This window comes from Pseudoglutamicibacter cumminsii (genome assembly GCF_003143995.1).
GTDB classification, from domain to species: domain Bacteria; phylum Actinomycetota; class Actinomycetes; order Actinomycetales; family Micrococcaceae; genus Pseudoglutamicibacter; species Pseudoglutamicibacter cumminsii_B.
Map to the genome: position 1 here is coordinate 22,064 of NZ_QFWG01000015.1, position 20,116 is coordinate 42,179.

The following is a 20,116-nucleotide window of genomic DNA, read 5'->3' on the forward strand; positions in this document are numbered from 1 at the left end:
GCAATGCGTATTCCACTTTCTTGGTTGCGTGAGTTCACCGAACTGCCTGAGGGTGCTCGCGCGGAAGATCTGATGGCCGATGTGGTGCGCGTTGGCCTCGAAGAAGAGGACGTTCACCGTCCCCTCGATGAGCTGACCGGCCCGATCGTGGTTGGCCAGGTGCTCAGCCGCGAACCGGAGGAGCAGAAGAACGGTAAGACGATCAACTGGTGCTCGGTGCGTGTTGTGCCGGAGGGCCAGGAGCAGACGTTGACGGGCGAAGGCATCGATCCGGCTGGTGTTCAGGGGATCGTGTGCGGCGCCCACAATTTCGATGTGGGTGACAAGGTCGTAGTGACGTTGCCTGGCGCTGTGTTGCCGGGGGACTTCCGCATCAGCCCACGCAAGACCTACGGCCACGTTTCGGCCGGCATGATGGCTTCGGCTCGCGAGCTCGGCTTGGGCGATGACCATGACGGCATCCTCGTGTTCCCCGACCTTGGACTGGACCCGGAGGTCGGCCAGGACGCGCTTCCTCTGCTCGGCTTCACCGACGAAGCCGCTGAAATCAACGTGACCCCTGACCGCGGCTACTGCTTCTCGATCCGTGGCGTAGCCCGCGAATACGCGTTGGCGACCAGCACATCGTTCACCGACCCAGCATCCAAGGTCACCGTGACCGCGCCGTCCGAGGCCGAGGTTGAGACCCGCATCGACGATCAGGCGCCAATCCGCGGCGTCCAGGGGTGCACGCGCTTCGTGACCCGCGTCGTCACCGACATCGACCCGACCGCGAAGACCCCAAGCTGGATGGCTGAACGCCTGCGCCTTGCGGGCATGCGTCCGGTCTCGCTTCCTGTGGACATCTCCAACTACGTCATGTGGGAGCTCGGCCAGCCGACCCACTGCTACGACCGCGATAAGCTCACCGGCGGCATCACGGTACGCCGTGCTGCGGCAGGCGAGAAGCTCGTGACGCTGGATGAGAAGGAACGCGAGCTCAACCCTGAAGACCTCGTGATCGCTGACGAATCCGGGGCGATCGGCATCGCCGGCGTCATGGGTGGCGCGTCGACTGAGGTCTCGGATGAGACCCGCACGATCGTGATTGAGGCCGCGAACTTCGACCCCGTCAGCACGGGCCGCAGCCGACGCCGCCACAAGCTGCCGTCCGAGGCCGCTAAGCGCAACGAGCGCGGCGTGGACTGGGATATGGCGTCCGTGGCCGCTCAGCGTGTCGTGGATCTGTTGGTTGAGCTCGCGGGCGGCCGCGACACCGGCAAGGGCACCGATGTGGGCGAACGCCCAGAGCCGACCGTCATCCACGTTCCAGCGCACTACCCGGCTGAGCGCGTCGGCATCGAATACACCGAGGAACAGGTCGCATCCGCGCTTGAAGGCGTCGGTTGCGAACTCAACCGCACCGATGACGGCTGGGACGTCACCGTCCCGCTATGGCGTCCGGACATGACCATCGCCGACGACGTCGTCGAAGAGATCGCGCGCGTGGTCGGCTACGAAAACATCCCTTCCTCGATCCCGGTTCCACCGCCAGGCCGCGGGCTGAGCGTGGCGCAGCGTAGCCGCCGCCGCATCGGCGATGCGCTCGCCGGCGCCGGGATGACCGAGGTGCTCGCGTACCCGTTCGTCTCGCAGGCTCAGAACGCTGCGTTCGGTTCCGCTGACGCCGATGCCGAGGTTGAGGCGGTGCGCCTCGCTAACCCGGTTTCTTCCGAATACGGTTGGATGCGCTTGTCGCTTCTGCCGGGGCTCATCGAGATCGCTCGCCGCAACAACGGCCGTGGCTTCCGTGACCTTGCGCTGTTCGAGGGCGGTCTTGTGTTCTTGCCAGCCGAGAAGCAGGGCCCGGTCGAGTTGCCTGCGGGCGGGGAGCGCCCATCGGCGGATGTACTCGCCGAGCTCAACGCGACGATCCCTGTTCAGCCGTGGCACATCGCTTCCGTCATGGTCGGTAAGGCCTCGCGCGCCGTTCTCGGCGAGACCGAACGCGCGTGGGACTGGGCTGATGCGATCGATTCCGCGCGCCTCGTCGCTGACACGCTGGGTGTCGAGCTCGTGGTCCGCCAGGGCAGCCACCACTCGTTCCATCCGGGCCGTGCGGCTCGTCTTGAGACGAAGGACGGCCAGCTCGTGGGCTGGGCCGGCGAGCTTCACCCTGATTGGCTGGCTTCGCAGGACCTGCCGGAGCGCATGGTCGCGATGGAGCTGGATGCCGAGGCGCTGATCAACCAGATGCCGGAGGCCGTGATCGCTGAGCCGCTCACGACGTTCCCTGCCGCTACGCAGGATGTTGCGTTGACGTTGGCGGCGGATATCCCTGCCGCTGATGTCCTCGAGACGTTGCGTGAGGGTGCCGGCGAGCTGCTGGAGCACATCGAGCTGTTCGATGACTACCGCGGCAAGGGCATCGAAGAGGGGCAGAAGTCGCTCGCGTTCGGCATGCGTTTCCGCGCGGCTGACAGGACGCTGACGGCTGATGAGGCTTCCGAGGCGCGCCAGGCTGCGGTGCAGCTTGCGGCAGAGAAGTATGGAGCCCAGCTGCGCGGCTAAAACGCGAACAGACTCTACATAAGCAGATGATCGGGGCGGTGCCACACGGCACCGCCCCGATCGTCTGTATTGGTTTAGACCGTGAGGTTGGTTTAGACCGTGAGCACGAGCTTGCCGGTCGTCGAACCGCTTTCAAGGTCCGCGTGGGCCTTGCCGGCGTCGGCGAGGTCGTAGGTTCCGCCGATGCTGACGTCGAGCTTTCCGTCAGCAAGCATCCCGAACACATCGTTGGCGCGCCATTGAACTTCTTCAGCCGTGAGGGTGTAGTGGGCCAGCGTCGGGCGGCACACACTAATCGAGCCTTGGGAGTTCAAACGTTGCAGGTCGAACGGCGGGACTTGCCCGGACGCGCCGCCGAAGAGCACGAGCATCCCGCGGATCCGCAGGCTTGCCAGCGAGTTGTCGAAGGTATCTTTACCGACCCCGTCGTAGGCGACATCCACGCCGCGTCCATCCGTGATCTCAAGCACCTTCTCGGGCACCTCGTCGTATTTGAGCACGTAGTCCGCGCCTTTAGCTTTGGCAATCGCGGCCTTCTCATCGCTCGAGGTCGTCGTGATGACGGTTGCGCCCTTGGCCTTGAGCATCTGGGTCATGAGCCCGCCCACGCCGCCCGCGCCAGCGGTAGTGAGAACCACATCGCCGGCCTGCACATCGTAGGTCGAGTTGATGAGGTAGTGGCTCGTGAAACCCTGCAGTGGCAGGGCCGCGGCCGTAGTGAGGTCGATGCCGTCCGGGATGCGCGCGAGCTTGCTCTCTTCAACGAGCATGTATTCGGAGTAAGAACCACGCCCGCCCGCAGTGGCAACGAGGTCGCCAACAGAGAAGTTCGTGACCTCGGAGCCCACCGCCGTCACGGTGCCAGCGCCCTCGCTGCCTGGGGTGAAAGGCAAGTCCACACGATAGACGCCGCTGCGCTGATACGTCTCGATGAAGTTCACGCCAGCGGCAGCGACCTTGACGAGAACCTCGTTGGCGGCCGGCTCGGGAACCTCAACATCAGTGAGGGTGAGGACTTCAGGGCCTCCGGTCTGGGTCATCTGGATTGCGCGGGCCATGCGTGGACTCCTTTGCATATTTTTCGACACGTTCGTGCTTTCTGGGGCGTCTGCCCTGAGGCATCGGCTCGGGCTCACTGTATATAGCTGGCAAGGCGCGCTCATCATTCCCGCCGCGTCATGATTGCATAACTATTCGTTGGAGTGAATATAGCGGCGTATGATGAGCCTATGACGTATTCGGTAGCGGTTTCTGGTGCCACAGGTTATGCAGGCGGCGAGGTTTTGCGCCTGCTCACCCAACACCCACATGTCAGCATTGGCGCGGTCACGGCGCATTCGAGCGCAGGGGAGCGGTTGGGCGTTTCGCAACCGCATTTGCGTTCTTTGGCGGACCGCGTGGTTGAACCCACAAATGCCGAAACCCTCTCAGGCCATGACGTCGTGTTTCTAGCCCTCCCGCACGGTGCTTCCGCCGAGATCGCTGAGCAGCTCGGTGACGATGTCCTGGTGATCGATGCGGCGGCCGACCACCGCCTCGAAGACCCGGTTGCGTGGGAAAAGTTTTACGGAAGCGAGCACGCCGGTTCCTGGCCGTATGGCCTGCCGGAGCTGCCGGGCCATCGCGAGAAGCTCCGCGGTACCAAGCGCATCGCGGTCCCTGGATGCTATCCGACGTCGGCTCAGCTTGCGCTCGCCCCGGGCATGGAAGCGGGGCTTTTGGAACCGCAGGATGTTGTCATCGTTGCGGCCTCCGGTACGTCCGGCGCGGGCAAGTCGCTCAAGCCGCACCTGCTTGGCGCAGAGACGATGGGCGGGATGAGCCCGTACGGCGTCGGCGGCATGCACCGCCACACCCCTGAGATCGAGCAGGGGTTGAGCGCGCTCGCCGGGGAACCCGTACAGATCTCCTTTACCCCAACTCTTGCCCCGATGCCGCGCGGAATCCTCACCACGGCAACCGCACGCGTCAAGCCTGGCGTGACCGCGGAACAGCTCCGCGATGCGTGGACGGCCATATACCAGGACGAACCGTTTGTGCACGTCCTCCCGGAGGTCAGTGGCCACACACCAAGCACGTACTTGGTTCCAACCATGTTGAGATGCAGCTGGCCTTCGATCCGCATGCCGGCCGCGTCATCGTGACTGCGGTTGTAGACAACCTGACCAAGGGGACCGCGGGTGGTGCGGTTCAGTCGATGAACATTGCGCTCGGGCTCGATGAGGTTGTTGGTCTGCAGCAGGAAGGTATGGCTCCGTAATGAGCGAAAAAGTCAGTATCGAACCGCTTCCGGCGTACACGTCGGCCGAGGAGGCGCGGGCGCTCGCGGGTGTTACGGCGGCGAAAGGTTTCCGTGCGGCTGGCGTGACGGCTGGCCTGAAGCCTTCGGGTAAGCCGGATGTCGCGTTGGTCGTCAACGACGGCCCGCACGATGTGGCAGCGGGCGTGTTCACGACGAACCGCGTGTGTGCCGCCCCGGTGCGTGTTTCTCGTGCCGCGCTTGAGCGTAACCGTTCCGCTCGCGCGATGATTCTCAACTCGGGTGGTGCGAACGCGTGCACGGGCCAGCAGGGCCTTGCGGACGCGTTGGCGACCCGCCAGCACGTGTCTGACCTGTTGGGCTGCGAGCCTGACGAGGTTCAGGTGGCATCGACCGGCATGATCGGTGTTTTGCTCCCGATGGACACGCTGCTTGCCGGCACGGACGATGCGTTTGCGAAGCTGTCGGCGGATGGCGGCGCTGACGCGGCTCAGGCGATCATGACCACGGATACTGTCGCGAAGCAGGCCCAGGTGACCGCCGATGCGGGCTACACGATCGGTGGCATGGCTAAGGGCGCGGGGATGTTGGCGCCGGGTCTCGCGACGATGCTGGTCTGCATCACAACTGATGCCGTGATCGCGCAGGAACGGCTGGAAACGGCGCTGCAGCAGGCTGTCGAAGTGTCCTTCAACCGGGCTGACTCGGATGGCTGCATGTCCACGAATGACACCGTACTGCTCATGAGCTCGGGTGCCTCCGGCGTCGAGGCAGACGACGAGTTCGAGCAGCTGCTCGCACCGCTGTGCGTTGACTTGGCTCGACAGTTGCTGAGCGACGCCGAAGGCGCAAGCCATGACATCGCCGTCACGACCATCAACGCCGCATCCGAAGCCGATGCGCTCGAGGTCTCACGCGCGGTGGCTCGCTCGAACCTGTTCAAGACCGCGATCTTCGGTAACGACCCGAACTGGGGCCGCGTGGTGTCCGAAGTCGGAACCACGCAAGCCGCCTTCGAACCAGAGAACCTGAGTGTCGCGATGAACGGCGTGTGGGTTGCCCGCAACGGCGGGGTAGGGGATTCGCGAGACCTCGTCGACCTATCAGCGCAACGCGACGTGCACGTCGAAATCGACCTGAAAGCCGGTAACGCATCGGCGACGATCTGGACCAACGACCTGACCCACGACTACGTCGAGGAAAACTCGGCCTACTCGACCTGAGCCGTCAGCGTCGCCTGAGCCGTCCGCCGCGCCGACGTCATGGCCGCCGGCTACCGCATTCTCAACCACATCACTAAGGAAACGTTGTGAGCACCTCACACTCCAGCCCACAAGACCCAGCACCACAGACATCGTCGATCAAGACGCCGATCAATCAGCGTTCCCAGGCGGAACGGCTCGCGCTCGCCGCGCGCAAGGCCGAGGCTCTGGTCGAGGCGTTGCCGTGGATTCAGCGCTTCGCGGGCACGCGCATGGTCATCAAGTACGGCGGCAACGCGATGATCAACGACGAGTTGCGGGAAGCGTTCGCCCAGGACATCGTGTTCCTTCACCACATGGGTGTGCACCCGGTGGTTGTGCACGGCGGCGGGCCGCAGATCAACGCGATGCTCGACCGCCTAGGTGTCGAGTCTGAATTCCGTGGCGGCCTGCGGGTCACGACCTCGGAGACCATGGACATCGTCCGCATGGTTTTGACGGGACAGGTGGGCCGCGAGCTCGTGGGCTTGATCAACTCGCACGGCCGCTATGCGGTGGGGCTTTCGGGTGAGGACGGCCAGCTTTTGCGTGCGAGCCGCCGCGGCACCGTGGTCGATGGCGAAGAGGTTGACCTAGGCCTCGTGGGTGAGGTTACGGGCGTTGACCCGAGCGCGGTCGAGGACCTGATCGATGCGGGTCGCATCCCAGTGATTTCGACCGTCGCCCCCGAGATCGATGAGTGGGGCCAGCCTACGGGCGAGGTCCTCAACGTCAACGCCGACACCGCGGCCGCCGCGCTCGCGGGCGCGTTGGGTGCGTCGAAGCTCGTGATCCTCACGGACGTCGAGGGCCTGTACGCGAATTGGCCTGACAAGGATTCGCTGATCTCCTCGCTCACGGTCAGTGAACTCACGGAGCTTTTGCCATCGCTCGAGTCGGGCATGATCCCGAAGATGGCGGCGTGCTTGGCGGCGCTTGAGGCCGGTGTGTCTCGCGCCCACATCGTGGATGGGCGTAAGCCGCACAGCATGATGTTGGAGATTTTCACGTCCGCTGGCGTTGGTACGCAGGTGGTTCCTGATGGGGAGGATGAGTGAGTCATGTCTGTTGATGATTACGATGCGGTAGCTCAGTCTGCGTTGGCGCTAGCCCAGCAGGGGCGCGGGGGATCGGCCGCTGAGGATGCGTCGAATGAGAGCCTGTTGGGGCGGTATAAGCACAGCCTCATGGGTGTTTTCGGTACGCCGCAGCGTCCGTTGGTGCGGGGTAAGGGCTCGTACGTGTGGGATGCGGATGGCAAGCAGTATCTGGATCTGCTCGCGGGCATCGCGGTGAATGCTTTGGGTCATGCGCATCCGGCCATCGTGGGGGCTGTGACTGAGCAGATCTCGACCTTGGGTCATGTTTCGAACTTCTTTACCTCGCCCGCACAGGTCGGGCTTGCTGAGAAGATCCTTGAGCTTACGGACGCTCCGGAGGGTTCAGCCGTGTTCTTCACGAACTCGGGTACTGAGTCCAATGAGGCCGCGTTGAAGCTGGCCCGCCGCAACGCCGGCACCGAAGATAAGCCGCGCACCCGCATCGTTGCTTTGAAGCAGGGCTTCCATGGCCGCACGATGGGCGCGTTGTCGATGACGTGGAAGCCGGGTTACCGTGCGCCGTTCGAGCCGTTGGTTCCTGGAGTTGAGTGGATCGAGCCGGGCGATGTGGACGCGCTCAAAGCCGCTGTGGATGACACGGTTCAGGCGGTCATCGTTGAGCCTATTCAGGGCGAGGCCGGCGTGCGTGAGCTTCCGGAGGGCTATCTTGAGGCGGTTCGTGATGTAACGCGTGAGCATGGCGCGCTCATGATCGTCGATGAGGTCCAGACCGGTATCGCTCGCACGGGTGAGTGGTTCGCGTCGCTCGGCCGGGTCACCCCGGACGCGATGACGCTGGCTAAGGGCCTGGGCGGCGGGATGCCGCTGGGTGCCTTGGTCACGTTTGGCGAGGAGAACTCGAAGCGGCTCAGCGCAGGCCAGCACGGCACGACCTTTGGTGGTAACCCGGTTGCGACGGCCGCAGGTCTCGCCGTGTTGGAGACCCTCGAAGCTGAGGGAATCGTGGAGCACGTCAAAGAGACCGGTGAGTGGCTTGCCGGGCAACTCGCCAAGTTGCCTGAGGTCGAGTCGGTTCACGGCAAGGGGCTTCTGTTGGGCGTCGAAGTGGGCGAGGGCATCGCGCCTCACATGGTCCGCATCGCGCTCGAATCCGGTTTCATCATCAATGCAACGGGCCCATCGACGGTTCGTTTGGCTCCGCCGCTCAACATCACCCGCGACGAGCTGGGGACATTCCTCGCCTCGTTCGCAAGCATCCACGCCGAGGCCGTGAAGGCGCTAGAAACCGAGCACACGGCTAACAAGAACACGCAGAAAGAGGGCACGAAAGCATGAGCTCTGTACGCCACTTCCTGAAGGACACAGACCTGAGCCCTGACGAGCAGCGCCGGGTTCTGGACATGGCGGTGCAGCTGAAGGCCGAGCGTTGGTCGCGCTCGCCGCTGGCTGGCCCGCAGACTGTTGCCGTGATTTTCGATAAGACCTCAACCCGCACGCGGCTTTCGTTCGCGACCGGCGTCGCTGATTTGGGTGGGCATGCTCTCATCATCAATCCGGGCGAGGCACAGATGGGGCATAAGGAGACCATCGAGGATTCCGCGAAGGTTTTCTCCCGGATGGTTGCCGCGGTTGTGTGGCGCACCTTCGCTCACGCTGACATTGAAGAGTTCGCGGCTCACTCGACCATCCCCGTCGTGAACTCGCTGACGGACGACTACCACCCGTGCCAGATCCTCGCCGACTTGCTGACGATCCGCGAGCACAAGGGCAAAACCGAGGGCTTGAGCATCGCGTACCTGGGGGACGCCGCGAACAACATGGCGAACTCCTACCTCTTGGGTTGCGTTAACGCCGGAATGCACGTGCGGATCGCCGGCCCTGAAGGCTATCTTCCAGCCGAGGATGTTGTTGCTGAGGCCCAGGCGCTCGCTGCGGAGACTGGCGGCAGCGTGCTGGTAACGACTGACCCTGTAGAGGCCCTGAAAGACGCCGATGTGGTGGCTACGGACACCTGGATTTCGATGGGTCAGGAAGACGAGAAGGAACAGCGGCTCAAGCTGTTCACGGATTACACCGTCGATGACGCCGCGATGGGCCACGCCGCAGATGACGCGATCGTGCTGCACTGTTTGCCGGCCTACCGCGGTTTTGAGATTTCGGAGTCGGTCATCGACGGCCCGCAGTCGGTTGTGTTCGATGAGGCAGAGAACCGCCTGCACGCTCAGAAGGCTTTGTTGACGTTCTTGCTGGATGAATCCGGACTGTCGGCGGATGCCCCGAACGGCAAGGAGGATGCTCGATGAGCGAGTCGGTTCATACGGCAATAGCTGGAGCCAAAGCTCCCACTCAGCTGACGACCAAGACCGCACGCCAAGCCCGCATCCGCGAGATCCTGAGCTCCGCGGCCGTGGGCTCCCAGGCTGAGCTGGTCCTTATCTTGGCTGACGAGGGCCTTCACGTTTCGCAGGGCACGCTTTCGCGCGACCTGCTGGACGTTGGCGCTGTGCGTGTGCGTGGCGCGAACGGCTCGGGCTATGTGTACCGTCTGTTGGCCGATGGCGAGGACCCAGCCGCTTTGACGCGTCCGCACGCAAGCCCCAAGAGTGAACCGGAGGCGTGGAGCGGCAAGCTCGCCCAGTTGTGCACGCAGCTTTTGGTTTCGGCTGATTCGAGCGCGAACATGGCGGTTCTGCATACCCCGCCGGGGGCCGCGAACTTCTTGGCTCAGGCGATCGACCGCGCCGGTATCCCGCTGATTCTGGGTACGGTAGCCGGCGACGACACGGTGCTGGTCATCACGCGGGATCCGCAAGGCGGGGACGATGTGGCCCGCCGCTTCCTGGATCTCGCGGGCGCTATCTAGCCTCAGCTATCAGCAGCTGCGGGTCAGAGGAAACAGGTCAGAGGCAGGCACGGGCCCGCCGTGCCTGCCTGCCCAAGGCTCTACTTGCCTTCCAACAGCGTCAACAGTGCCGCCTGCCCGAAGGTTTTCGCCGCGTCGATCGCGTTAGGGGTTCCCGCATCGGGCTGTGCGCCACGCTCCAGCAGGCCGCGTACAAGCGGTTCATCCCCGCGGAAAACAGCGCAGGTCAGGGCCGACTGATTCGACTGGTTGAGGTAGTTGACGTCGGCGCCGGCTTCGTCGATGAGTGCGAGTGCGAGCTCACCCTGGCCGGAGTAGGCCGCGAGGATCAGGAACGTGTCGCCGCGGCTGTTCTGGATCTCGGCGGGAACGCCTTGCTTGACGTATTCGACGAGCAACCGATCGCCTTCGCGCGCCATGTCGAAGAGCTTGTTGAGGAACTCGACCTGCTCGTCGCTCAGTTCCGGCCCGTTGCCGCCAACCTGGCTTGGCGCCGCGATCGCGGCTTCGAAATCGATTCCGGAGGGGCGGCGCGGATCCGCCGGGTGCAACGGCTGTGCTCCACCTGGCCGCGTTCCACCTGGCTGTGCGCTGTCTGGTTGTGCGGCATCTGGTTGTTCATCGTGTGTCGAATTGTGTGTCCCACTCATAGGAAACATCGTAACTAAGCAGGGCTTGCGGCCGCTTCTTGTAGCGGTCACAGATAGAATGGACGCTGGTGCTTTGCGCCCGAATCTCGGCCTTTCAAGGAGTAGTACATGACGGCAGAAAAGAACGCACAACCTCACGGTACGAACGAGGGTTCGTTGTGGGGTGGTCGGTTTGCCGATGGGCCCTCAGACGTGATGGCTGCGTTGAGTAAGTCGACGCACTTCGATTGGCGTCTGGCGCGTTATGACATCGCGGGTTCGAAGGCGCATGCGCATGTTCTGCACCGCGCCGGCCTGCTGAGCGATGAAGAGCTCGACGGCATGCTTACCGGCCTTGAGAAGCTCGATGCGGATGTCGTTTCGGGCGAGTATCAGCCGGCTCTCAGCGATGAGGACGTTCACGGTTCGCTTGAGCGAGGCCTGATTGAGCGTACGGGCGCTGAGCTGGGCGGTAAGTTGCGCGCGGGTCGTTCCCGTAACGATCAGATCGCGACGCAGGGCCGTATGTTTTTGCGCGATCACGCACGCCTGATCGCTCGCGGCGTCTTGGACGTTATCGATGCTTTGATTCAGCAGGCGCAATCGCACCCGTATGCGCCGATGCCGGGACGCACGCATCTTCAGCATGCTCAGCCGATCTTGTTGAGCCATCACTTGCTCGCGCACGCGTGGGCTCTGTTGCGTGACGTTGAGCGTCTGCGTGACTGGGATGATCGCGCCAACGTTTCCGCGTATGGTTCCGGCGCGCTGGCCGGTAACACGCTGGGTCTGGACCCTAATCGCGTTGCCGCGGACCTGGGCTTCGCTTCGGCTACGTGGAACTCGCTCGATGGCACGGCTTCGCGCGATGTGTACGCGGAGTTCGCGTGGGTGTGCGCGATGATCGGTGTGGACTTGTCGCGGATCTCCGAGGAGATCATTTTCTGGGCGACCAAGGAAGCGAACTTCGCGTTCCTGGACGACCGTTATTCGACGGGTTCCTCGATCATGCCTCAGAAGAAGAACCCTGATATCGCTGAGTTGGCTCGCGGTAAGGCTGGCCGCCTGATCGGCGATTTGACGGGCCTCTTGGCTACGTTGAAGGCCCTTCCTCTCGCATACAACCGTGACCTGCAGGAAGACAAGGAACCAGTTTTCGATGCAGCGGATACGTTGGAGATTCTGCTGCCGGCTGTTTCTGGCATGATCGCTACGTTGCGTTTCAACACTGAGCGTTTGGCGGAACTCGCTCCGCAGGGCTTCGCGTTGGCTACCGACATCGCTGAGTGGCTCGTCAAGCAGGGCGTTCCGTTCCGCGTGGCTCACGAGCTGTCCGGCCAGGCGGTGTCTTTGGCAGAGTCGAAGGACTGCGAGCTGTGGGACCTCACCGACGAGGATTACGCGGGCATCTCTGACGCGATGACTCCGCAGATGCGTGAAGTTTTGTCCACGCGTGGTTCGCTCGAGGCTCGTTCTGGTCAGGGTGGCACGGCGCCCGATGCGGTGGCACGTCAGCTCGAGGCGCTCATCAAGTCTGTACATCAGGTGCGTCAGTACGCTGACGGTCCATTGCACTCGGATTCGTTTGGTCCTCGTAATTAGTTTTTACAGGGCAACTAGGTTTCACAGCGCTACTAGGTTTACAGCGCGGCTAAGTTTTAAGGAGAACACCCGTTGATCTCGAAGGATGCTGTTATGAATCAGCCTGTCCAGATGCGTCAGGGTAAGCATGCCGCAGATGCGGTGGGGGAGCCTGAGGAATCTATTGAGCAGATGTTGGATCGTCTGTGCGCGATCATTCCTGATCACCCGGAACCGGGCATCACGTTCCGTGATTTGACGCCGGTTTTCGCTGATGCTGAGGGTCTGCATCGTGTTGTGAATTCTTTGGCGGAGCCGTTCGCTGGCGAGTTCGATGCTGTTGCTGGCTTGGAAGCACGCGGCTTTTTGTTGGCTTCTGCGGTTGCGTATGCGGCCGGTGTTGGGCTGATGACGGTGCGTAAGGGCGGCAAGTTGCCGCGTGAAGTGTATTCGCGTGAGTATCAGCTTGAGTACGGTACCGCGACGCTCGAGGTTCACCGTGATGCGTTGCCTAAGGGTGGCCGCGTCTTGTTGGTTGACGATGTGCTGGCTACGGGAGGTACGGCCGCTGCGGCTGCGTCGCTGGTTGAACAGGTCGGTGGAACTGTTGCGGGCATTGCGGTGGTTCTGGAGCTGGATGGCTTAGGCGGCCGCGAGAAGCTCGACCCGTGGAAGGTTCATGCGTTGCAGCGCGTGTGAGCGTCGCATATAAACGTTGCGCATGAGGGAGCGGGTCGAACGTCTACGACGTTCGACCCGCTCCCTCATGCGGTATCAAGAGCTCAGCCCTGTGTTGTTATGAGCTCAGCTCTGCGACGGTTAGAAGTTGCTGCCGTTCTGGATGCCCGGGCTACCCATCAGTTCGGACATGTCAACGATCTGGTCCTGGGGTGGGGCCTGGATGTTGACCTGTTCGTTGATGTTGCTGATGCGCGCGCGGCCTGTGCCATCCTGTGTCTTCTGGCCGGTGGTGGTCTGGTTGCCGACGTTGGCCTGCCCCTCGGAGACAAGGTCGCTCGCGTTACCTTCGATCGCGATGAGGGTCTTGCCGTCTGCCGCGTCAACGAAGAGCGAGGTCTCGGCTCCGTCCTTCGTTCCGCTGTACTTGAAGGCGTTCTTGCCGTTGATCTGCGCTGGCTCGCCCTGCTCGCTGAACTGCGAGAAGTCCAGGCTGTCAGTGAACTCGGTGAAGTCCTCAGGCTTCGGGGCGTTCTGGCCGCTTGCCGACATCGGCACGTTCATGAACTTGCCGCGCATACCCTCGAAACGCTGACGCATCTCAGGTGGGGCACTTCCCATTTCGGCCATCATGGAGTCGAGGATCTGGTCGTCGAACTTCATGTACATCTGGTCGCCCACGAGCATGATGTGGAAGCCGCCGTTGATCTTCTGACCCTTCTCCGCGATGTCCATCTTCATCTGCATGTCGGCAGCGAGCTCTGGCTTGACGGCTTGAGTCGAGCTGAGCTGCATCGTGCCCTTAGACGTCTTGATCTCGGCCTGCAGCTTGTACGACGTCACGTTGGCGAGCTGCTGCTCGATGTCGTTCTTGATCTCGGAGAACGGCTTGGCCTGACCCTGCGGCTGTTGGCCGTTGCCTTGCGGCTGGGAGTTCTGGCCGTTGCTCGGGGTAGGGGACTCGCCACCGTTGCCGCCGTTACCGCAACCCGTGAGTGCCAGAGCGGAAAGGGAGAGAATCGCGATCCCTGCGCGAAGCTTAGTCGTCCTCATTCTTATCTCACGGTTCCTTTCGTTCCGTGTGATGGTTCATTCCGCGCGATGAGCCGCTGGTCGGTGAACCACCGGGATGGCCGTGTAAAAGGTCATCTGTTTACAAGTTGCTGTCAGTTTCGTATGAAAAGATTACGTCCTTGCTGAATGGAAATGAAGAATAAACGAACTGCGGCGTCAGATTACTCGGTCAGCAAAACCCTATTGAGTTGACCAAGGAACTGTGTCGCTCGCCTCAGGTTGTGGGATCAGCGCGGTCTGGTTGAAGTGGCTGAACTGGACCATGTGGCCGCCGATGCGCGTGTCGATCCCGTGAAGTTCGTGGGACTCCGCATCGATGTAGATCACGACGTCATCTGCCCCGAGGTACTTGAGAACCTTCTTGCCGTTGAACTCGGTTTCCTCCGGGGGCTCGGTGAAGGTATCCCACTTGATAGTCGCAAGCATCAAGTCGCTCAAACGTACGGGGTCGAGGTTGTCTAGCTGGGCGTCTAGCGGGGTCATGCTGACGTATTTGTCGACTACGTTCTGAATCTGCTCGTCTGCGCCTTCTTGTGCTCCGGCGCCGAGGCCGTCCCAGAAATCGCGGTCACCCCGCAGATACACGGTATCTTCGTCGAGGATCAGGACGAGCTGGCCGTCGGCGCGAGTGCCGGTCACTTGACCTTCGAGTGCCATGGCGTGGGCAGGCTGGCGGTGGAAGACCCCAACAAAGTCGATAGTGAGGCCCTTGAAGGTAGTGGTTCCGCTCGCTTTATAGGTCGACATCGTGGCCAGAGTGTTGAGAACGTCGAAGCGAATATCAGCAAACTGCGGAGCCTCTTGCCCGGCCTCGTCCGCTGCGGTAGCGCCCGCCCCGGCCCCATCCGCTCCGCTAGCTTCTGGCGTTGCTGAAGCGGACTCTGTTTCCTTACCAGAAGCAGTTTCCTTACCAGAGGCAGGGCCCGAGGAAGTGGCATCAGGTGAAGCAGTCGTTTCGCTAGGAGTGGCGCCACCATCGTGCGTTGGCGTATCCGAAGGTGTGGGCTTCTCTTCCGTTGCTGGGGCGCAACCGGTCAGCAAACCTATCGCGAGCAGGCCTGTCACACAGCGCGCGGCGAAAGCTCGGTATGCGCGAGGCTCTGTCACAGCGGAACTCCTGATGTGAAGGACGGCAGGTCGGTCTTGTCGAGGGCGTTGAGGCGCACGTGTTAACGCGGTGCTCCTTAGTAAGTGTATGCGAGTGGTGCTACCACGAACGCGTAGAATGGACGGTCGCGTATTTATTAGCTCGTCGTGGAGCCCCAAGGTAGAGCCCTTAGGTAGAGCACTAGGTGGAACACTAGGCACACGATGGCGGGTACAAGGAGGTCGCGTGCAGGAACCACGGTCTGACGAGGCAGAGCAGCAGTATGTTTCGCGGTTGTACGACCGCGTGGATCAGTTGCGTGCAGAAAAGGTTGAGCAGCTTCGTCAGGTCCAGTCGACGGGCGCGATCGGTAGCGTGCAGAACGCATCGGAGCGGGATTCTTTCGCAGCGCTATACGAGGACCGGATCTCGCAGCTTGACGCGGTTGAACACCGTCTGGTTTTCGGGCGTATCGACCGCAGCCAAGACATCGAGTGGCGGGGCGGGGAGCCTGTTATCGACCAGGACAAGGCCCGCTATATCGGCCGCATCGGCCTGACAGATGAAGACCAGCAGCGGTTGCTGATCGACTGGCGCGCCCCGGAGGCCTCAACCTTTTATCAGGCGACCCCGTTTGAACCACTCGGTGTGGCTCGCCGCCGCCACTTGAGCCTCAAGGGCCGCACGGTGGCGGCCTTTGAAGACGACGTGCTGGACCCTGATCTTGCGACGGCGGCTGGCGCATCGCATTCCGATGGCGCACTCATCGCCGCCTTGAACGCTCCACGCACGGGCAAGATGGGCGATATTGTCGCTACGATTCAGGCGGAACAGGACACGATCATCCGCGCCCCGATGCGCGGTGTCACTGTTGTTCAAGGCGGGCCTGGAACGGGCAAGACTGCGGTGGCACTGCATCGTGCCGCGTACCTCTTATATGAGCGGCGCGAACGTTTGGGGCGCGCCGGGGTTTTGATCGTGGGCCCTTCGCGGACGTTCATGTCCTACATTGAACGCGTGCTGCCCTCCCTGGGCGAGACCGGCGTCGTCATGTCCACAGTTTCGACTCTCTTCCCGGGCGTTGAGGGCGTCCCGGAGACTGATCGCCGCGCCGCCTATCTCAAGGGCTCTCTGCAGATGGCCGACGTCATCAAGCGTGCGGTAGCCCAGCGCCAACGCACCATCCCAGGCAAACGCAAGCTCACCATCGAAGGCCTGACGCTCACGCTCAAGCCCAAGGTCATCAAGCGGGCGCTCGCCGCGGCGAGGGCAAGCCGCCAACCACACAACCAAGCGCGCGAGATTTTCGTGGATCACGCGGTCGAGCAGATCCTGGAGCTCTACCAGGAGGCTGTCAAGAACGATGGCGTGCAGGGCTCAGAGCAAGAGCCCGCGGCCCTTGAGCGCGATGTGCGTGCAAGCCGCGATGTGCGCGTCGCGTTGAATCTGTGCTGGATGCCGCTGACCCCTCAGCAGCTCGTGGGTGAGCTGTTCAGTAAGCCGGAGATCCTGGACGCTGTATTGCCGCGGCTGTCCGATGCTTCGCGTGAGGCGCTGCTACGGGAGCCAGGGGCGCCGTTCACGGATGCTGATGTTCCGTTGTTGGATGAGGCCGCTGAGCTGCTCGGGCCGCTTCCCGCTGCTTCGAGCGAGCAGCGTGCAGAGAAAGCGCAGCGTGAGCGTGACGCTGAAAACGCTAAGAAGGCCCTCGAAAACGTCAACGCGGAGCTTGAAGAATTGGGCGTCGACGGCGTGGTTGATGAGAACATGCTGCTCGAGTTCAACGCGCACCGGGCTACGGGCCTGAGCGCGGTGGAGCGTGCGCAACGCGACCGCGAATGGACGTATGGGCACGTGATCGTGGATGAGGCCCAAGAACTCACCGCTATGCAGTGGCGGGTTCTGATGCGGCGCGGCCCGCTGAAGTCGTTCACGATCGTGGGCGATATCGCGCAGGCAACCACGGTGGGATCCGCGTCGTCGTGGGCCGAGGCGTTGGAGCCTCACTTGGGGGAGCGGTACCGGCTTGAGGAGCTGACCGTGAATTACCGCACGCCTCGTCAGGTGGTCGAGCTCGCGGAGAAGCTCGCTCGGTCCGAAGGCTTGCCGATCTCTGCGGCTGAGGCGGTCCGCGACGCCGAGACCGATCCTGCGATTCTGGAACTCACCGATTCCACTGAGGTCCTGACCTACGCCGCCGATGCGGTGGCCCGCTTCCTGGAGCAGACGAGCCAGGGCCTCATCGCCGTGATCTGCCCGCAGGCTCAGCAAGGTGAGGTTTCGGATGCTTTGTCGCAACGCTTTGGTAACCAGGTAGGAACTGGTGCCGGTGACGCGGCGGCAGGCCAGCGCATCGTAGTTTTGAGCACGGACCAGGCTAAGGGCCTCGAGTTCGATGCGGTGGTTGTTGTGGAACCGAATGCGATCGTCGCTGAGGACCACACTGCGGCAGGGCTATATGTCGCGATAACGCGCACCACGCAGGACCTCGTCGTACTCGCAACAGAGGGCGGTTTGCCGGCGGCGTTACAAACTGAACAACAGTAATCCGGTTGGTACCATTGCCTGTGTAACGGAAAAGGAGAAAGCCGACGTAATGGCACAAACAAACGACCCCTCATTTGAAAATATTTTCCAGGAGCTGAAGTGGCGCGGCCTCATGTACGTGTCCACCGATGAGGAGGCCCTGGAGAAGGTTCTGGCTGGGGATCCCATTACGTATTATTGTGGCTTCGACCCGACGGCCCCGTCGCTGCACTTGGGTAACTTGGTGCAGATTTTGGTTCTTCGTCGCCTGCAGCTGGCAGGCCACAAGCCGTTGGGTCTTGTGGGTGGTTCGACCGGCTTGATCGGCGACCCACGTCAGACCGCTGAGCGCGTTTTGAACACCCCGGAGACGGTCCAGGAATGGGTTAAGCGTCTGCGCGCGCAGATTGAGCGTTTCTTGTCTTTCGAGGGCGAGAATGCCGCGCGCATGGTCAATAACCTTGACTGGACCAAGGACCTGTCCGCGCTGAGCTTCCTGCGCGATGTTGGAAAGTACTTCCGGGTGGGCACGATGATCCGCAAGGAGACCGTGGCTAAGCGCCTGGCCTCTGAGGAAGGTATTTCCTACACCGAGTTCTCGTACCAGGTTCTGCAGGGCATGGACTACCTGAACCTGTACCGCGAATACGACTGCGTTCTGCAGACGGGTGGTTCGGACCAGTGGGGCAACCTGACCTCGGGCGCGGATCTGATTCGCCGCGTTGAGGGTGTTTCGGTTCACGCGTTCGGTACGCCGCTCATCACGAACTCGGATGGCTCCAAGTTCGGTAAGTCTGAAGGTAACGCGATCTGGCTTGATGCCGAGATGTGCTCGCCTTACACCTTCTACCAGTTCTGGCTCAACACTTCTGATGCCGATGTGATCGACCGGCTCAAGGTCTTCACGTTCCTGCATCGCCCAGAAATTGAGGAGTACGCGAAGAAGGTTGAGGACGAGCCGTTCCGTCGTGAGGCGCAGAAGCGCCTCGCATGGGAAGTGACCTCGCTGGTTCACGGTCCGGAAGCTACGCAGGCCGCGATCGATGCGTCGGAGGCTTTGTTCGGTTCCGGCGAGTTGGAAGCGTTGGATGCTGGCACGGTCGACGCGGTGTTCGCTGAGCTGGGTGGCGCTGAGGCAGCTAGCGGCTCGAACATCGTTGATGTTCTGGTTGCTGCGGGTATCTCGAAGTCGAAGTCCGAGGCTCGCCGTTCGCTTGGCGAGGGCGCTATCAACGTGAACAACGTCAAGGTCAACGATCCGGACGAAACCTTCGAGGTTGGTTCTGGTTTGGCATCAGGAACTGAGAAGAAGGACGTCCTGATTCTGCGTCGCGGCCGACGTACGTTGGCTGCTGTTCGCTTGGTGTGAGCCTCTCAGGTTACTCCCGGTTTCACCTGTAGCGATGAACCCTTCCTAACGAGTGGGGAAGAGCGTAGCGTGAGCATCATGACGCTTACACCTGATTTTGAAGCAAAGATCAACGAACAGATCACTCTCGAATTCGAAGCGAACATGGTTTACCGCCAGCTCGCCATCGAGGCCGATAAGCAGGACCTGACTGGTTTCGCGAAGTGGCTCCGAGCACAGGCTGACGAGGAGATCGAGCACGCGAACAAGTTCATCAACCACCTCTTGGCTCGTGACGGTTCCCCGAAGATTGGGGCTATCGCTGCTCCTGAGGTTGAGGAGAACGCGTCTCCGGAAACCATCTTCACTGCGGCACTAAACCACGAGAAGAAGGTTTCGCAGGCTATTCGCGACCTCTACCGCACAGCTGATGCGGCCGGGGATATCGATTCCCGGCCGTTGCTCGACTGGTTCATCAGCGAACAGCTCGAGGAAGAAGACACCGTGGGCGAGATCCTGGGCCAGATCAAGCTGGTCGGCAACGATGGTTCCGGCCTGCTGCGTCTGGACACCGCATTGGGTTCCCGCACGAGTGACGGGACTGAAGACGAATAATTTCAGAACACGATGCGCGGGATACTCGCGCTGACAGTTCCTTAGTCGCAGGTGGCTATCGGCATGAAACCGGTAGCCACCTGCAGTGTTTAAGCCCGTCCTGCATACCTATGGACTGCCCTCAAACCCCGTGAATTCAAGGGTTTCAGGGGTGCGAAGCGCTCGGTTTTGCTTTTGGTGTGGGTGTGTGTAGAGTATTTTCCTGTTGCCCGCCAAGATGGAGTGCCGGTTATCGGCGTGTCTGGTGGACAATAACCCTTCAAACCTCTGCTAGCGGCTTGCTGCTGTTCTGGTTTCGAGGGTTTCATATCCTTCATATCGTTGCTTTCCTGGTTGAGGCCTTTCATGGGTTTCATGGTTGAGTTTCTGGGTGTTTACCTGGTTTTGTTCTTTTGGAAAGTTTGTGGTAGTGTGGGTATCCGCTCTTGAGTGAAGCGTCCTGATTATTTTTCTTCCGCATGCGGTAAGTGTGTGCGGGTTTGTGGGGCGTGGATTCTTGGGTGTCTGTTGTTTGAGAACTCAATAGTGTGCCAAGTTTGTTTGTTGATACCAAATATTTTTTTGTTTGGTGGTTGCCTGCATGCCTTTGATCCCTGTCTGGGG

16 protein-coding genes and 1 pseudogene are annotated in these 20,116 nt (G+C 61.7%); 12 read left to right on the plus strand and 5 right to left on the minus strand.

Features of this window, described 5'->3' with window-relative positions; genetic code table 11:
• Positions 1-3: 3 nt before the first annotated feature.
• Positions 4-2,550: a phenylalanine--tRNA ligase subunit beta gene (pheT, locus tag CAY35_RS09075; RefSeq protein WP_109304290.1), complete on the plus strand. Its 2,547-nt coding sequence runs from the start codon at positions 4-6 to the stop codon at positions 2,548-2,550.
• Between the two features lie 92 nt (positions 2,551-2,642).
• Here pheT and CAY35_RS09080 read toward each other — a convergent pair whose 3' ends face one another.
• Positions 2,643-3,608, minus strand: a complete 966-nt coding sequence (locus CAY35_RS09080; RefSeq protein ID WP_109304291.1) for a quinone oxidoreductase family protein — start codon at positions 3,606-3,608, stop codon at positions 2,643-2,645.
• Between the two features lie 171 nt (positions 3,609-3,779).
• On the opposite strand from CAY35_RS09080, the pseudogene argC reads away from it, so the two are divergent.
• The 6 genes and pseudogenes from argC to CAY35_RS09110 all read left to right on the plus strand — a co-directional run bounded on the left by argC (position 3,780) and on the right by CAY35_RS09110 (position 9,975).
• Positions 3,780-4,810: pseudogene (argC, locus tag CAY35_RS09085) on the plus strand (N-acetyl-gamma-glutamyl-phosphate reductase).
• Complete coding sequence (gene argJ, locus CAY35_RS09090; RefSeq protein WP_109304292.1) at positions 4,810-6,033, plus strand: bifunctional glutamate N-acetyltransferase/amino-acid acetyltransferase ArgJ; 1,224 nt, start codon at positions 4,810-4,812, stop codon at positions 6,031-6,033. Before argC ends, argJ begins: the two are co-directional and overlap by 1 nt.
• 149 nt (positions 6,034-6,182) lie before the next feature.
• On the plus strand, positions 6,183-7,109 hold the full coding sequence (gene argB / locus CAY35_RS09095) for an acetylglutamate kinase (protein ID WP_258265734.1): 927 nt from the start codon (positions 6,183-6,185) through the stop codon (positions 7,107-7,109).
• A gap of 3 nt (positions 7,110-7,112) precedes the next feature.
• A complete protein-coding gene (locus CAY35_RS09100; RefSeq protein ID WP_109304293.1) occupies positions 7,113-8,447 on the plus strand; it encodes an acetylornithine transaminase in 1,335 nt (444 codons plus the stop codon).
• The gene (gene argF, locus CAY35_RS09105) at positions 8,444-9,415 is read left to right on the plus strand and encodes an ornithine carbamoyltransferase (RefSeq protein ID WP_109304294.1); all 972 of its coding nucleotides are present in this window, start codon (positions 8,444-8,446) and stop codon (positions 9,413-9,415) included. Before CAY35_RS09100 ends, argF begins: the two co-directional genes overlap by 4 nt.
• A complete protein-coding gene (locus tag CAY35_RS09110) occupies positions 9,412-9,975 on the plus strand; it encodes an arginine repressor (protein WP_109304295.1) in 564 nt (187 codons plus the stop codon). The genes argF and CAY35_RS09110 overlap by 4 nt, the downstream gene beginning before the upstream one ends.
• Positions 9,976-10,055: 80 nt before the next feature.
• On the opposite strand, the gene CAY35_RS09745 is transcribed toward CAY35_RS09110, so the two are convergent.
• Positions 10,056-10,625 carry an ankyrin repeat domain-containing protein gene (locus tag CAY35_RS09745; protein ID WP_219930474.1) on the minus strand — a complete coding sequence of 190 codons (570 nt, stop codon included), beginning with the start codon at positions 10,623-10,625 and terminating at the stop codon, positions 10,056-10,058.
• Between the two features lie 108 nt (positions 10,626-10,733).
• Between CAY35_RS09745 and argH the strand changes: the two genes are divergently transcribed.
• Both argH and CAY35_RS09125 read left to right on the plus strand, forming a co-directional pair.
• On the plus strand, positions 10,734-12,206 hold the full coding sequence (gene argH / locus CAY35_RS09120) for an argininosuccinate lyase (protein ID WP_109304296.1): 1,473 nt from the start codon (positions 10,734-10,736) through the stop codon (positions 12,204-12,206).
• A gap of 111 nt (positions 12,207-12,317) precedes the next feature.
• On the plus strand, positions 12,318-12,884 hold the full coding sequence (locus tag CAY35_RS09125) for an adenine phosphoribosyltransferase (protein ID WP_258265735.1): 567 nt from the start codon (positions 12,318-12,320) through the stop codon (positions 12,882-12,884).
• Between the two features lie 120 nt (positions 12,885-13,004).
• Here CAY35_RS09125 and CAY35_RS09130 read toward each other — a convergent pair whose 3' ends face one another.
• Positions 13,005-13,916 (minus strand): hypothetical protein, encoded by a 912-nt coding sequence (locus CAY35_RS09130; RefSeq protein WP_109304297.1) that lies wholly within the window; start codon positions 13,914-13,916, stop codon positions 13,005-13,007.
• 201 nt (positions 13,917-14,117) lie between these two features.
• Positions 14,118-15,044 carry a hypothetical protein gene (locus CAY35_RS09135; protein WP_109304298.1) on the minus strand — a complete coding sequence of 309 codons (927 nt, stop codon included), beginning with the start codon at positions 15,042-15,044 and terminating at the stop codon, positions 14,118-14,120.
• A 226-nt stretch (positions 15,045-15,270) separates the two neighbouring features.
• On the opposite strand from CAY35_RS09135, the gene CAY35_RS09140 reads away from it, so the two are divergent.
• The 3 genes from CAY35_RS09140 to CAY35_RS09150 all read left to right on the plus strand — a co-directional run bounded on the left by CAY35_RS09140 (position 15,271) and on the right by CAY35_RS09150 (position 19,513).
• Positions 15,271-17,571 carry a HelD family protein gene (locus CAY35_RS09140; protein ID WP_258265732.1) on the plus strand — a complete coding sequence of 767 codons (2,301 nt, stop codon included), beginning with the start codon at positions 15,271-15,273 and terminating at the stop codon, positions 17,569-17,571.
• 49 nt (positions 17,572-17,620) lie between these two features.
• Positions 17,621-18,919 (plus strand): tyrosine--tRNA ligase, encoded by a 1,299-nt coding sequence (tyrS, locus tag CAY35_RS09145; RefSeq protein WP_109304300.1) that lies wholly within the window; start codon positions 17,621-17,623, stop codon positions 18,917-18,919.
• 78 nt (positions 18,920-18,997) lie between these two features.
• Positions 18,998-19,513, plus strand: coding sequence for a ferritin (locus CAY35_RS09150; RefSeq protein WP_109304305.1), 516 nt, complete (start codon positions 18,998-19,000; stop codon positions 19,511-19,513).
• 352 nt (positions 19,514-19,865) lie between these two features.
• On the opposite strand, the gene CAY35_RS09750 is transcribed toward CAY35_RS09150, so the two are convergent.
• On the minus strand, positions 19,866-20,116 hold a 251-nt coding region (locus CAY35_RS09750), incomplete at its 5' end, for a hypothetical protein (RefSeq protein WP_219930475.1).